Origin of the sequence: Sphingomonas sp. (genome assembly GCF_036387595.1) — a bacterium.
GTDB lineage: Bacteria > Pseudomonadota > Alphaproteobacteria > Sphingomonadales > Sphingomonadaceae > Sphingomonas.
Window position 1 is genome coordinate 1 of the sequence record NZ_DASVTL010000035.1, and the last position, 14,247, is coordinate 14,247.

The 14,247-nt window shown below is 67.4% G+C and carries 10 protein-coding genes; 3 read left to right on the forward strand and 7 right to left on the reverse strand.

The window, feature by feature from the left end:
• The first annotated feature begins 94 nt into the window (after nt 1-94).
• Together VF643_RS03095 and VF643_RS03100 are read left to right on the forward strand one after the other, a co-directional pair.
• Nucleotides 95-1,012: an ROK family protein gene (locus VF643_RS03095; RefSeq protein WP_331041906.1), complete on the forward strand. Its 918-nt coding sequence runs from the start codon at nt 95-97 to the stop codon at nt 1,010-1,012.
• A gap of 104 nt (nt 1,013-1,116) precedes the next feature.
• Nucleotides 1,117-2,928, forward strand: a complete 1,812-nt coding sequence (locus tag VF643_RS03100) for an EAL domain-containing response regulator (RefSeq protein ID WP_331041907.1) — start codon at nt 1,117-1,119, stop codon at nt 2,926-2,928.
• A 73-nt stretch (nt 2,929-3,001) separates the two neighbouring features.
• Here the strand turns inward: VF643_RS03100 and dinB are convergent, their stop codons facing one another.
• Complete coding sequence (dinB, locus tag VF643_RS03105; protein WP_331041908.1) at nt 3,002-4,075, reverse strand: DNA polymerase IV; 1,074 nt, start codon at nt 4,073-4,075, stop codon at nt 3,002-3,004.
• Between the two features lie 66 nt (nt 4,076-4,141).
• On the opposite strand from dinB, the gene VF643_RS03110 reads away from it, so the two are divergent.
• Nucleotides 4,142-5,575 carry a phospholipase D-like domain-containing protein gene (locus VF643_RS03110; protein WP_331041909.1) on the forward strand — a complete coding sequence of 478 codons (1,434 nt, stop codon included), beginning with the start codon at nt 4,142-4,144 and terminating at the stop codon, nt 5,573-5,575.
• Between the two features lie 18 nt (nt 5,576-5,593).
• Here the strand turns inward: VF643_RS03110 and VF643_RS03115 are convergent, their stop codons facing one another.
• From VF643_RS03115 to fliF, 6 genes are all read right to left on the reverse strand, one after another.
• Nucleotides 5,594-6,262: a flagellar hook assembly protein FlgD gene (locus VF643_RS03115; RefSeq protein WP_331041910.1), complete on the reverse strand. Its 669-nt coding sequence runs from the start codon at nt 6,260-6,262 to the stop codon at nt 5,594-5,596.
• Nucleotides 6,263-6,272: 10 nt separating this feature from the next.
• Nucleotides 6,273-8,456, reverse strand: a complete 2,184-nt coding sequence (locus tag VF643_RS03120; protein WP_331041911.1) for a flagellar hook-length control protein FliK — start codon at nt 8,454-8,456, stop codon at nt 6,273-6,275.
• Nucleotides 8,457-8,529: 73 nt separating this feature from the next.
• The gene (gene flhA, locus VF643_RS03125; RefSeq protein ID WP_331041912.1) at nt 8,530-10,968 is read right to left on the reverse strand and encodes a flagellar biosynthesis protein FlhA; all 2,439 of its coding nucleotides are present in this window, start codon (nt 10,966-10,968) and stop codon (nt 8,530-8,532) included.
• 1 nt (nt 10,969) lies between these two features.
• Nucleotides 10,970-12,274 (reverse strand): sigma-54-dependent transcriptional regulator, encoded by a 1,305-nt coding sequence (locus VF643_RS03130; RefSeq protein ID WP_331041913.1) that lies wholly within the window; start codon nt 12,272-12,274, stop codon nt 10,970-10,972.
• A gap of 2 nt (nt 12,275-12,276) precedes the next feature.
• The gene (fliN, locus tag VF643_RS03135; protein WP_331041914.1) at nt 12,277-12,642 is read right to left on the reverse strand and encodes a flagellar motor switch protein FliN; all 366 of its coding nucleotides are present in this window, start codon (nt 12,640-12,642) and stop codon (nt 12,277-12,279) included.
• Nucleotides 12,639-14,228: a flagellar basal-body MS-ring/collar protein FliF gene (gene fliF / locus VF643_RS03140; protein ID WP_331041915.1), complete on the reverse strand. Its 1,590-nt coding sequence runs from the start codon at nt 14,226-14,228 to the stop codon at nt 12,639-12,641. The genes fliN and fliF overlap by 4 nt, the downstream gene beginning before the upstream one ends.
• Nucleotides 14,229-14,247: the final 19 nt, after the last annotated feature.

A 14,247-nucleotide genomic window follows, 5' to 3' on the forward strand; every position in this document is an offset into this window, starting at 1 on the left:
TCCTTCATGGAGCGGCACACCCAGGCCCTGTTCTCCCGTTTTCAGCCGATCCGTTCCGTGGCAGGAGCGGCGCCACAAACAAGGGAGTGACGGGATGAGCGAGACACCATTGGTCGCCGGCATCGAGCTGGGCGGAACCAAGGTCATCTGCATCCTGGCCAGCGGACCCGACGCGATCGAGGACCGGGTGACGATCCCGACAACCCGGCCCGATGACACGATGACCGCGATCGAGGCGACGATCGACCGCTGGTCGGGCTTTGCGGCACTCGGAATCGCCAGCTTCGGGCCGATCTCCATTGATCGGCGCTCCCATGACTACGGCCATATCACTGCGACCCCCAAGCCCGGCTGGACTGGTGTCGACGTCGCCGGCCGGCTCGCGCGCCGCTATGGTGTGCCGACCGGCTTCCACACCGACGTCGTCGGGGCCGCGTTGGCCGAGGCACGATGGGGTGCCGCGGCTGGTTTGGCCGACATCGCCTATGTCACCGTCGGCACCGGCATCGGAGTCGGCGTGATTGCGGGCGGGCGCCCCGTCGATGGGCTGACCCATGCCGAATTGGGGCACATCCGCCCGGTTCGATGGCACGGCGACGAGTGGATCGGCTCCTGTCCCTTCCACGGTGCGTGCCTCGAAGGTCTCGCCTCCGGATCGGCGATTGCGGCGCGGGTCGGCACCCCGGCCCCCGATCTTCCTGCCGATCACCCCGCATGGGACGGCGTCGCGCATGCGCTCGGGCAATTGCTCCATACCCTCGTGCTGACCGGCGTCCCGCGCCGGATCGTCATGGGGGGCGGGGTGATGGTCGGCACCGGACACCTCTTCCCGCGCATCCGCGCCGCGATGCTGGCGAGCCTGGGCGGCTACGTTCCGCTGCCCGACGTGACGCTGGCGGACACGTTCGTCGTTCCGCCCGCCCTCGGCGGTAACGCGGGGCCGCTGGGCGCGATCCTGCTGGGGGTTCAGGCGTTGGAAGAATCGACAGGGTCGCCGTTAACAATCGTTTAACTTTCCCTGCATACGGTCTGGCAAGCAAGAAGGCCAAGGCTGCCGGGTGTCGGATGACGCCGGGGCAGACCGTTCGGCCACGGGCCGGAAGGGACTTCAGGGGCATGCGCATTCTGGTCGTGGATGACGACGAGGCGACCCGCTTTCGCTATGCGGCGTCCCTTGCGTCGGACGCCGAGCCGGAACCTGTGTTTCACGTGGTGTATTGCGGTGATGGTCGGACGGCCATCGACGCGCTGGTCGGTGCGCTGGCCGACGACGTACCCTTCGCGGCGGTCTTCATCGACATCGCGACGCCGCAGGGCCGCGAGACGGCGGCTCGCATCCGGGAAACCGATCCCGACGTCCACATCGTCATCGTCACCGCGCAGCCCTTGTCGCCGTTCCAGATCTGCGCCCTCGCCGGTCCCGCCGACAAGGTCTTCTACATCGCCAAGCCCTTCGAGCCGGGGGAGATCGTCCAGACCGCGACCGCGCTTTGCAAACGATGGACCATTGATCGCGAGCGCGTCACCGCGCGCGCCAACCTGCGAACCCGGGTCTTGTTGCTCGAGGAGCAGAAGCTCGAACTCGCCGCCAACGAGAGCCGCGCGATCCACATCGCGACCCACGATCCGCTGACCGAGGCGCCGAACCGCCTGGCCTTCCTGCGCGCGCTCGGCGACCGCGTGCGGCGGCCGGGGACGTTCGCCACCGCCATGCTCGATCTCGACCGGTTCAAGCTGGTCAACGACACGCTCGGCCATCTGGCGGGCGATGCGCTGATCCGCGAGATGTGCGCCATCCTGCAGGCATCGGCGCCAGAGGGATCGCTTGTCGCGCGGCTGGGCGGTGACGAGTTCGGCATCCTCTTCGATACCATCGATCAGATCACCGCGGTGGCGGCCTGCGAGCGCGTGGTTGCGGCGTGCGCCGTCAGCATCATGGTGTTTGGCAATTCCGTGCAGGCGGGCGCGTCGGCCGGGATCGTGGCGACGCAGGGCGGCAGCGGCGAGGCGAACGACGTCATGCGCCGCGCCGACCTGGCGCTCAACGAGGCCAAGCGCCATCGCCGCGGCGGCGTGCGGCTGTTCGACGAGAGCATGGACGAGGGCATCCGCTTCCGTCGCCGGATCGAGAACGGGCTGACGCAGGCGATTGCCAATGGCGAACTTTCGCTGGTCTTTCAGCCGATCGTCGAGCGCGACGGGCTGGCCATCGACGGATTTGAGGCGCTGCTGCGCTGGGAAAGCCCCGAATATGGCGCGATGAGTCCGGCGGTGTTCATCCCGATTGCCGAGGAATCCAATCTGATCCACGAGATCGGCGACTGGGTTCTGGACCGTGCCCTGGCCGCGCTGCAGGACTGGCCGAAGCAATATGTGTCGGTCAATTTCTCGCCGCGCCAGTTTCGTCGCCACGATTTCGTGCATCATGTCATTGCCGCGCTCCAGCGTACCGGCACGGCTCCCGCCCGGCTGCAAGTGGAGATCACCGAGACCGCGATCTTCGACGATGCGACCCGTGCGGCCGAAACGCTCGAAGCGCTGCGCCATGCCGGCTGCCGCGTCGCCCTCGACGATTTCGGCACCGGCTATTCCAGCCTGTACAACATCCGCAAATTCGCGCTCGACAGTCTCAAGATCGACCGCAGCTTCATCGACGGGATCGGTCGCGAGCGCGAAAGTGCGGCGATCGTCTATTCGATCATCCACCTCGGCCGTGCGCTGGGGCTTGGCGTGATCGCCGAAGGGGTGGAGACCGCGGCGCAGGTGCAGGCATTGCGCATCGCCGGTGCGAGCCACCTTCAAGGTTATTTCCTCTCGCGGCCCGTCGATGCCGGGGCGGCACGCGGAATGGCGCGGGCGGGGGTACTGCCGCAGGTCAACGTCGACCCTGCGATCGACGCCGCGCTGGCGAACGGCGGGGCAGGATAAGGTCTGCGCAGGTGGATCGAGCGGGCTGGCACCGCCTCGAAACTCGCTCTTTCGCGAGTTTTCAAGCGAACTCTCAGAACAACGCGGGCTGCTCCGGCGCTTGCTCCTCGCCTACGAACCCCGACAGCGTGAGGCCGAGCAGCCGCACCCCGTCAGGCACCGGCATCAGCCCGTCGAGGAGCGTCTGTCCTATTTCCAGGAACCTTGCCTGGTCGGTGACCGGACGGGCATGGGATCGCGCACGCGTCAAGGTGCGGAAGTCCGCATGACGGAGCTTGAGGGTCACCGTGCGCCCGCGCGTATCGCGGCGTTCGATGCGGGTCCAGGCGGCGTCGGCGACGCGAGCGAGCGCGGTCCTCAGTTCGTCAGGATCCGACAGGTTCGTCTCAAAGGTTCGTTCTGCGCCGACCGATTTGGCGGGCCTGCTGGTGCGTACCGGCCGGTGGTCCTCACCTCGCGCGGCTTCGTAGAGATATCGGGCATGGCTCCGGAAATGCGTCTCCAGGAATGATAGCGATCGGGCGCGCAGGTCGGCGCCCGTCACGATGCCAAGCGCCTCCATGCGTCGCGCGGTGACCGGCCCGACGCCGTGGAAGCGCCTGACCGGCAGTCCGGCGACGAACGCGGCGCCGGCCGCGGGGGGAATGACGCACAGCCCGTCGGGCTTGTTCTGGTCGGATGCCAGCTTGGCGATGAACTTGTTGTAACTGACGCCAGCGGAGGCGGTGAGCCCGGTTTCGGCAGCGATGCGCGCGCGGATCGCTTCTGCGGTTCGTCGGGCGGAACCCAGCGCGCGGCGATCGAGCGTGACATCCAGATAGGCTTCATCCAACGACAGCGGTTCAATAAGATCCGTGAAATCCCGGAAGATGCCGCGGATTTGTTGGGAAATAGCGTGATAGACCTCGAACCGCGGCGAGACGAAGACCAGGTCCGGACAGCGCCGTAGCGCCGTCACCGAAGGCATCGCTGAGCGCACGCCGAAGACGCGTGCCTCATAACTTGCCGCCGCGACGACCCCGCGCGCGCGAGATCCACCGACCGCGACCGGGCGACCGCGCAGATCGGGTCGATCGCGCTGTTCCACCGATGCGAAGAAGGCGTCCATATCGACGTGGATGATCTTGCGGAGGACGGGGTCGGCCATCGGTGTCCCACGACATAGAGCACAAGCGGTTGCAATTCGAGCCGCCAGACGGTTCAAGGGCCGGCGATGGACTCGCCCGCGACCCAATGGCGGATCGAACGCGCCGATCGTTTTTCGGTGATCGTCGATGCCGAACACTATTTCCGCGTCGCCCGCCGGGCGATGCTGGAGGCGCGACAGCGGATCGTGCTGGTCGGCTGGGACTTCGACGCGCGTATCGTGCTGGACCATGATTGCGCTCAGGATGAAGGCCCCAAGACCGTCGGCGCGTTCATCTACTGGCTGGTCGAACGCAATCCGCAGCTGGAGGTGTATCTGCTGCGCTGGGACATCGGCGCGATTAAGGCGCTCTTTCGCGGCACGACGATCCTGACGGTGCTGAAATGGATGCGTCATCCGCGCATCACCACGAAGCTGGACGGTCATCATCCGGCCGGCGCTTCGCATCATCAAAAGGTGGTAGTGATCGACGACTGCCTGGCCTTTTGCGGCGGCATCGACATGACGAGCGACCGCTGGGACACGCGCGGGCATCTGGATGACGACCCTGGGCGGGTGCAGCCTTCGGGCAAACCCTATAAGCCGTGGCACGACGCCACGACCGCGGTGACCGGGCCGGCGGCCGCGGCGCTGGGCGACATGGCCCGCGAACGGTGGCAGGTCGCGGGGGGCAAGCCGCTTATGCCGGTAACCGGCGCCGAGCCGTGCTGGCCCGATGGGCTCGACGTCGATTTCGAGGGCATCTCCGTTCGCATCGCGCGCACGATCCCGGAAATGGCGGGTCAGGCGACCGCGCATGAAAGCGAGGCGCTGTTCCTCGCGCAGATCGCCGCGGCGAGACGATGCGTTTATATCGAAAGCCAGTATTTCGCGTCGCGCCGCATCGCAGAGGCGATCGCGCGGCGGCTGGACGAGGCAGACGGGCCGGAGTTCGTCGTCGTGAACCCCGAAAATGCGCAAGGCTGGTTGGAGCCGATCGCGATGGACACTGCGCGCGCGCGGCTGGTCGAAGCGCTGCGCCGCCGCGATTGTCATGGCCGCTTCCGACTGTATCACCCGTTCACCGGCGCCGGCACGCCAATCTATGCGCATGCGAAGATTCTGATCGCGGACGATGACGTGCTGCGGCTGGGTTCGTCGAACATGAACAACCGGTCGCTGCGGCTCGACACCGAATGCGACCTTGCGATCGAAGCGCGCGATGAAGGCGATCGCGCGCGTATCGCCGCTATCCGCGACGATCTGCTCGCCGAACATCTCGGGCTGCCGATCGAGCGGGTGAGCGATGCGATCCGCGATACGGGATCGCTGATCGCCGCGATCGAGGCGCTGCGCGGGGACGGACGTTCGCTTCGGCCCTATGAACAGCCCGATCTGAACGCGGTCGAGACCTGGCTAGCCGATCACGAGGTGCTTGATCCGGAAGGTCCGGAAGAGATGTTCGAAGCGCTGTCGGCCCGCGGACTGTTTCGGCGACGGCTGCGCAAGCCGAAAGCCTGACGCAAGACGCCTTGCGCGTCAGCTGCCCGCGTCGCTGAGCCGGACCATCTTGGCGACGGGAATCGCGACGCCGTTTACGCCAAGTGTCACCACGCCATTGCCCGCATTGACTTCGCCGACCTTGCCGATGCTGGTGATCGCCACGGGCACGCTGTTGCCGTTGGCATCGGTGCCCGCGATCGATAGCGTATACGCGCCATCCTTCGCGCGAGTACCATTGGCGAGCTTGCCGTCCCAGTCCAGGCTGCCGTTCCTGCCCTTCGGTGCGATGTCGCGCGTTGTGACGGTCTTGCCGCTCGCATCCCTGATCGTGGCGGTCATCGCGCCGACGTCGCGAGATGCCTCATAGCGCCACTTTGCGGGGGTCGCGTCCGACAGCCCCGAGGCGGCGTGATCGAATTCGACCGTCTTGCCGATGAAACCAGTCGCCTGGGTGACATTCTGGGTGCTCAATTGCGCCAGAATGTCCTGGAGCGTGCCGGACTGTTTGATGCTCTGCTCGACCTGGGAATATTCGACGAGCTGCTGGGTATATTGCGAGGACTCCATCGGCTCCAGCGGATCCTGGTTCTGCATCTGCGTCGTCAGCAGCTTCAGGAACATGTTCAGATCGCCCGATGTCTTCGACAATGCACTGATCGTCGTCGGGTTGCTGGTCGTCGCGGCAGTGGCGGTGGTCGTGGTCATGGCGGTTTCCTCAGGCGATCATGTCGACGCGACCGCTGGTGCGCAGCGGTCGGTAGGTGGGGTTGGTCTGCGCGGATGGCTCCACGTCGGCGTTTTCGTTGCCGGCACGCGCGTCCTGGCGGCGCTGCCAGAACTGCCCGGCCGATCCGCCGTTGCCGCCGCCGTCCGACGAGCGCGTGTCGAAGCGCAGGCTCGCGCCGTCCGAGCGCACGCCCGCGTCAGTCAGCGCGCGGCCCAGATCCGCACTGTCTCGGCGCAGCATGTCGAGTGCGGCAGGCGAATCCGCCGCCATCACCGCGCGCAACGTGCCCGAATCGTCGAACGACAGCGTGATCTCGATCCGGCCCATGTCGGCGGGGGTCAACCGCACCGTCATCGCGTCGCCGCCATCGGTCAGAACATGGCGCGCGATCGCGACGCCCATTTCGTGCCCGATGAGGCCGGGACGTGCGGTGGCCGTGTGCTGGACTGCCGGGCTTTCTGCGGCGCGGGCTAGGGGGGCGTCTGGGACTGCGGCGGGGGTGAACGCGGGTAGCGCCGGGTCAGCGCCGGGAGCCGCAGCCGGCCGCAGATCGCCCGCGATCGGCGAGGACACGGTGCGCGCGAAGGAAGGCTCGCTGGTCGTCACTGGCGGCGCCGCGCCAGGCGCCTCTGCGGAGGGGGCGAGGGGCGATTCGGATGCGGCGACGGGCACCACCTGCGGGGTCGCGTCGGGTGCCGTGCCTTGCCGCAAGAATCCTTGCGGTACGGCAGGTGCGCGGCCTTCCGAAGCGGGCGTCGGGGGCTCTGCGGCCAACGATGAGAAAGTCGGTGCCATTATGTCGCGCTTCGAATCATCCGGATCGTCGGACGCGACGGATGTGTCGTCTTCCGTCTTGCTTCCGCGCTCGGAAGTCCGACCGCGGGCAGCTGTCACGACAGGTCGGGGTGGAGCCTCCGCCAAGGCCGGGCTTGTTGTCAGCGACGGTGCCTGAGCTGCAGGGCGCACGGGAGTTTCACCCTGCGCGGTCGGTGCCGCATCCGGTTTCGAATCCCCCAGGATCGGGGAGGAGGAAGGTGGGGTGACAAAGGCGCTAGGAGCTGCCGACACATCGCCGTGGTCTGCGGGAGCGGGGTCCAGCGACAGAGCCGGCGAGGGCAGTTCGGTTTCGCTCGGTTCCCCGGCGGTGGGCATCGCCCGATCGGCGATCACCGGAGATGCTGCTGGAACGTCGTCCTCGGAGACGATCGGCGCTGGCGCGGCGACGACCGGCTGCGCCTGAATGGGTGCTGAGGGCGATGTCGCGCGGACGGGCGTCGCTATGGGTGCGCTCGCAGCTGGCGCGTCCGCTCGACCGGACTCGCGAGCAGCGGGGAACGTCGTACTTTCCGCGAGAGGCGCAACATCCGGCCCGACATCCGCAGCGGGCGCCGTCACCAATGTCTGGAGATCGCCGCGTTTCGCAGGCCCGGGCAGGGCTGCGGCAAGACTTTCGAGCGGCGCGGGGGCGGCCGGGACAATGGTGGCCAGCTGAACGGGCGGCTCGACCGAAGGCCGTACGACCTCGGCATCTGCGCTTTCCACCGTGTCGCGCGGTTCCTCGGCGGCGGGCAGGACGCCAGGCGCGGGCGCCTGCGCAAGTGCGGGTGCGGTTGTCGCGACGGTCGTGACCGGCGTGCCGACGATGGGCGCCGCTTGCACGGGCGGCGCCGGCATCCGGGGAGCAGGTGTCGCCTTCGGCTTTGTAACCAGAACTGGGGCGACCGCAGTTGTCGGCGCCGGAGTCGAAGTCTGCGCAGGAAGGCCGGGTTCCAGAACCGCCGGCGTCGCTGCCAGTGCTTCGGTCATCAGTGCGACGATGGGCTGCGACGTCCAGACCGCCGGCGTTTTCGTGCCGCCGGCGGGCTTGTCTGAAAGCGCGGGTTGCAGCGTGATCCCGGCGCGTGCGGGCTGCGACGCCGGGGAGTGCGGTGGCGAGAAAGCGACCGCCGTACGGGGCAGGGCTGGCGCGACCGATGCCGACGCCAGCAACCCGGCCATCGGCTGGGACGCGAACGCCATCGGCGTTGCCGGCAGCCCGCTGGCGATCTGGCCCGCGGGTGTCCCGGCGGTCAGGCCAAGGACGGTGGCAAACCCCGCGTCGGCTTGCCCGAGCACACCGGTGGCGGCCGGATCGGCGAACATCGCAAAGGGGCTGGCGGCGATGGGGTTCATGCTGATCCTCGATGCGGGACAGTCCGGTCCCCCATTTCATTATAGGACGCCGAACCGCGCGAAGGGCGGCGCCTCACCCGATCATCCCGAGCGAGCGGATGCGGGCGCGGGCGTGGATTTCGTTCTGCGACAGAACGACGGTCGCGGGACGCACCCGTTCGATGATCGAGCGCACGAACGGCCGGATCGACGGGTTGGTCAGCAGGCAGGGGATATCGCCTTCGCCGGCCAGCCGGTCGAGCGTGTCGCGCACGGCCGCCAGGAAGGCATGGAGCTGCGACGGTGCCATCGCCAGCTGGCGGTCGTCCCCCTGGCCGACGATGCTGGTCGCGAACGCCTCGTCCCATTCGCCCGACAAGGTGACGATTGGGATCGCGCCGTCGCGGGCCTGTTGCGCAGAAATCTGGCGGGCAAGGCGGCTGCGGACATGTTCGGTCATCTGAGTCAGATTGCCGGTCAGTGGCGCGATTTCCGCGATCCCCTCCAGGATCGTGGGCACGTCGCGGATCGAGATGCCCTCCGACAGCAGGTTCTGCAGGATGCGCTGCACGCCGGAGACGGAGATCTTGGCGGGTACGATGTCGGCGACGAGCTTTTCCGATTCCTTGTGGACTTCGTTCAGCAGTTTTTGCGTCTCGGTGTAGCTCAGCAGGTCGGCGATATTGTCCTTTACCAGTTCGGTCAGGTGGGTGGTGATGATCGTGCCGCAATCGACCACGGTCAGCCCGCGCATCCCCGCCTCGTCGCGCAGTTCGCGGTCGATCCACAGCGCGGGCAGATCGAACACCGGCTCGCGGGTCGGCTCTCCGGGCAGCGCCATGCTGCCGCCGCCGGGATTGATGACCAGCAATTTGTCGAGCCGGATGTCGCCGCGCGCGGCCTCGGTTTCCTTGATATAGACAATATATTCGTTGGGTTGGAGCGCCATGTTGTCGATGATGCGCACCGCCGGCAGGACGAAGCCGTAGTCGATCGCCATCTGCCGCCGGAGCGCGCGAACCTGGTCGTCGAGCCGGGGCTCGCGCTGCGCGTCGTTGATGATCGGAAGCAGCGCATAGCCGATCTCGATCCGCACGGTGTCGATCGCCAGGGTGCGCGAGATCGGCTCCTCGCCGGGTTCGTCCGCCACTTCGGCAGCGGCAGCTTCGACGCGGTCGCGCACCTCCTTTTCGGCAGCGTTCTTGGACAGCTTCCACGCCGCCCAGCCGCTTCCCGCCGCGAACAGCGCGAAAGGCGCGAAGGGCAGCCCCGGCAGCAGCGCCAGCGACCCCATCATGAAAGACACCATACCGAACGCCTTGGGATAGCGCCCCAGCTGGTCGCCGAGCGCCGCGCCGGTCTTTCCCGACACCCCGCCCTTGGAGACGAGCAGACCCGCGGCGGTCGAGACGATCAGCGCGGGGATCTGACTGACCAGCCCGTCGCCGACCGTCAGGAGGGTATAGGTATGGAACGCCTCGCCGAACGGCACGCCGTGAACCGCCACGCCCATGACGAGCCCGACAATGACGTTGATCGCGGTGATGAGCAGCGCGGCGACCGCATCCCCCTTCACGAACTTGGACGCACCGTCCATCGCGCCGTAGAAGCCGCTTTCCTGCTCGATCTCGCTGCGGCGTTCGCGAGCCTGCTTCTCGTCGATCGTGCCGGCGTTCAGGTCGGCGTCGATCGCCATCTGCTTGCCGGGCATCGCGTCCAGGCTGAAGCGCGCGCCGACCTCGGCGATACGCCCGGCGCCCTTGGTGATCACGACGAAATTGATGACGATGAGGATCAGGAAAATGGTGAGGCCGATCACCGTCTCCCCGCCCATCAGGAATTCGCCGAACGCTCCGATCACGCCGCCGGCTGCATGGGTTCCTTCATGCCCATGAGCGAGGATCAGGCGGGTCGAGGCGACATTGAGGCCAAGCCTCAGCATCGTCACGATCAGCAGGATGGTCGGAAAGGCGGAGAGCTGAAGCGGCTTTTCGATGAACAGGGCCGTCATTAGGATCATCACCGATAGGGTGATCGACAATGCCAGACCCAGATCGAGCAGCCAGCCGGGCATCGCGTCCAGGCTGAAGCGCGCGCCGACCTCGGCGATACGCCCGGCGCCCTTGGTGATGACGACGAAATTGATGACGATCAGAATCATGAAGATCGTCAGGCCGATGACGGTCTCGCCGCCGATCAGGAACTCGCCGAACGCCGCGATCACCCCGCCCGCCGCTTCCGGTCCCTCATGCCCATGCGCCAGGATCAGGCGCGTGGAGGCCAGATTGAGGCCGAGCCGCAGCATCGTCGTGATAAGCAGGATGGTCGGAAAGGCGGATAGCTGGAGCGGCTTGTCGATGAACAGCGCGGTCATCAGGATCATCACCGAGATGGTGATCGACAGCGCGAGGCCCAGATCGAGCATCCAGCCGGGCATCGGCAGGATGAGCATGCCGATGATCGCCAGCACGCCGACCGCCAGCGCCATGTCGCGGTTGGCGCCCATTCGCTGGAGGAAGGCGGCGATCGGCATCCTAGAACGCAGGGGCCACGGCGATGCCGGCCTCGACGAAGGTCTTCAGCTTGTTGCGCATGGTGCGCACCGAAATGCCCAGGATACCCGAGGCCGAGGTGCGATTGCCGCGGCACCGCTCCAGCGTCTTGAGGATGAGCGCGCGCTCGACATCCTCCAGCGCGCGGCCGACCAGCGCATCGACGCGGGCCTCGCCCGGCGTGGCGACCGCTGCCCGCGCGGCGAGCCGTGTGCCGTCGACCAGCACCAGATCCTCGGGCGTGATCGCGGGACCACGGGCGATCACCATCGCCCGGTGGATGACATCCTCCAGCTCGCGGATATTGCCGGGCCAGACGTGCGCGCCGAGCAGCGCGAGCGCCGTGCCGTCGAATTTGCGGGCGTTCAGCCCGTGCGTGCGCGCGACCCGCTCGGCGAGATGTTCCGCCAGCAGCGCCACGTCGCCGCCCCGCTCGCGCAGCGGCGGCAGGGTGATGCGGACCGCCGCCAGCCGCGACAGCAGATCGGAGCGAAACCCACCCTCGCGCATCCGCTCCGTCAAGTCGCGGCTGGATGATGCGATCAGGCGCAGTTCGCTGCGCTGGTCGAGCATGGCCGCAAGCCGTGCCTGCGCTCCTGCCGGCATCCGGTCGATGTCGCGGACGAACAATGTGCCGCCGGCCGCCTGTTCGCACTTGCCCACCCGCGCCGCCGCGACACCCGCGAAGGCGCCCGCGGCGTGACCGAACAATTCGGATTCGATGATCTCGGGGGATACGCCGGCACATTCGACCGTCACGAAGTGCCCCATACACCCCGACGCGGCATGAATGGCGGCGGCGAGGATCGCCTTGCCGACGCCTGCTTCGCCCAGGAGGAGCACGGGCATCCGGCCGGGTGCGATCGCGCGGGCATAGTCCATCGCGCTCAGAGTCGCCGGATCCTCGGCCACCAGTTCGCGCGCGGGGGCTGCGGCTGCATGGGCCAGTACCGCTGCGATCAGATCGGGCTCGGGAGGCAGCGGGACGTAATCGCGCGCACCGGCACGGATCGCGGCGACCGCGCGTTCCGCCGATGCGTGGATGCCGCACGCCAACACCGGCACGGGAAAGCGTTCCAGCCCAAGCTGCGCGATGAAGCGGGCGACATCGGCGTGGACGTCGATCATCACCAGCCCGACGCTGGTCCGGCGCAGGATCGCCAATGCCTCGGCAGGCGTCTCGGCCATCGCCACTTCGGCGCCCGTCGCGCGTGCCATGCGTGCTGCGGCGCGCAGTTCGTCCGCCGCAGCGCCGACGAGCAGCAGCCGGATACCCTCGTCCGCCATGCTCAACGCTCCTGCTGCACGATCTCGGTCAGGGTGATGCCCAACGCTTCGTCGATCAGCACCACCTCCCCGCGTGCGATGAGGCGATCGTTGACGAAGACATCGACCGGCTCGCCGACGCGACGATCGAGTTCGATCACCATCCCCGCCTTCAACCGCAGCAGATCGCCGATCGGCATCTTGGAGCGGCCGAGGACCGCCTGGACCTTCACGGGCACATCGAAGACCGCCTGCAGATCGGAGGCATCGGCCGGCGGTGCATCGGCGCCGCCGCCGGGGGTGTCGAACTCTTCCAGGAAGGCGACCGGCTCGGGTGCCAGCATCGCGGTTTCGGTGATGTCGGAATTGTTCATATCGGGATCCATCATGCGTTCATCCATCCGCGGATCACCGCGGCGGCTTCGGGGGGAGCGCTGGCGATCGCATCACCGACCCGCTTGAGGGCGCTGAGCTTCACGGTGCCATCGACCTGGGCCAGAGCGATCTCGTCTTCGAGTTCGGGTCCGTCGGCGGGAGAGGGAAGGGCGGCGGGCGTGCCATCGGCGTTGAGCGCGCCGGGGGTGCCCGGTGCACCATTCTGGCCGTTCAGCACGATCTCACCATTCGGACCCAGCGTGCCTTCGATCGCGCGAGGGCGGATCATCCGCAGCGCGACCAGGCCGACCGCCGCGATCACCAGCAGCTTGACCACGCTCATGATCGGGTCGAGCGGCAGTTTCGAGAAGAAGCTGGGTTCCGCATCGGTGAGCGTGGGATCGGCCGCGAACGCCATGCTCTCGATGACCACGCTGTCGCCCCGCTCGCTGTCGGCACCGACCGCATTTTCCACCAACCTGGTCAACCGGGCGATCTGCGCAGGGGGCAGGCCCTTGGCACCGCCGTCGATCATCACCGCGACGCTCAGCCGCTTGATCTTGCCGGGGCCGCGCAGCACGACGCTGTGGGTCTTGCTGTTCTCGTAGGTGGTGTCCTCGGACGTTTCGTCGCTGGTCTCCGTGCGGTTGGTACCGGGCGTGGCGGGCTGAGCCTGTGCCTCGGGCAGCTGGGCGCCGACGCTGGCGCCCGCCGGGCCGGCCTGGGTGTCGGTGTTCTGGCCCTTGGTCGTCACGGACACCTGGTGCGCGATCACCTGCTTGTCGGGATCGAAGATGTCGGAGGATTCCTGGGTCTGGTCGCGATCGATGTCGGCGGAAACTTCGGCGCGGACCTTGCCCTGGCCGACAATGGGGACGAGGAGCGCCTCGACTTCGTCGCGCAGCTTGCCTTCGACCTGCGCCTGGCGTTCGTCGGCGCCACTCGCACCCATCGTCGATGCGTCGCCGGCGCGGGCGAGCAGAGCGCCCGTCTGATCGACGATCGACACCGCTTCGGGCGACAGTTCGGCGACCGAGGAGGCGACGAGGTAGCGGATCGACTGTACCGCTTCGGCGGACAGTCGCCCCTGCGTCTTTACGGTGACCGCAGCGCTCGCCTTGGTCGTCGCGTTGGCAAACATCGCCCGCTGCGGCATGACCAGGTGGACACGGGCGCGGCTGATGCTCTGCATGGTCTCGATGGATTTGGCGAGCTCACCTTCGATCGCGCGCGTCTCGTTGATCTTGGCGCGGCTGGCGGAGACGCCGAACGGCTCCTCGGCGTCGAGAACGTCATAGCCGATCTTGCCGCCCAGCTTCTCGCCCGCCATGCTCATCCGCAGTTCGGCGAGCTTGTCGTCGGGCGCCATGATCGAGGTGCCATCGGCGGACAGCGTGAAGGGCACGTTCTGCGCCTTCAGCTTGTCGGCGATCCCTTGCGCCGCGGCGGGATCCAAGTCGGTATAGAGGAAGCCCATCCGGGCGTCGCCGCCGCGGGTCGCGACGAACCCCATCACCGCCAGCAACCCGGCCGCGACGATCGCCATCATCACCAGCCGCTGACGACCGATCTGCCCCAAAACTGTGCGTAGCTGATCCAAGCGAGACCCCGAAGACGAC

Excerpts from the sequence above, each read along its gene's own strand:
- VF643_RS03095 (WP_331041906.1), top strand. The coding sequence starts at position 95 with ATGAGCGAGACACCATTGGTCGCCGGCATCGAGCTGGGCGGAACCAAG.
- VF643_RS03100 (WP_331041907.1), top strand. The coding sequence starts at position 1,117 with ATGCGCATTCTGGTCGTGGATGACGACGAGGCGACCCGCTTTCGCTAT.
- dinB (WP_331041908.1), bottom strand. The coding sequence starts at position 4,075 with ATGGCCGACCCCGTCCTCCGCAAGATCATCCACGTCGATATGGACGCC.
- VF643_RS03110 (WP_331041909.1), top strand. The coding sequence starts at position 4,142 with ATGGACTCGCCCGCGACCCAATGGCGGATCGAACGCGCCGATCGTTTT.
- VF643_RS03115 (WP_331041910.1), bottom strand. The coding sequence starts at position 6,262 with ATGACCACGACCACCGCCACTGCCGCGACGACCAGCAACCCGACGACG.
- VF643_RS03120 (WP_331041911.1), bottom strand. The coding sequence starts at position 8,456 with ATGAACCCCATCGCCGCCAGCCCCTTTGCGATGTTCGCCGATCCGGCC.
- flhA (WP_331041912.1), bottom strand. The coding sequence starts at position 10,968 with ATGCCGATCGCCGCCTTCCTCCAGCGAATGGGCGCCAACCGCGACATG.
- VF643_RS03130 (WP_331041913.1), bottom strand. The coding sequence starts at position 12,274 with ATGGCGGACGAGGGTATCCGGCTGCTGCTCGTCGGCGCTGCGGCGGAC.
- fliN (WP_331041914.1), bottom strand. The coding sequence starts at position 12,642 with ATGATGGATCCCGATATGAACAATTCCGACATCACCGAAACCGCGATG.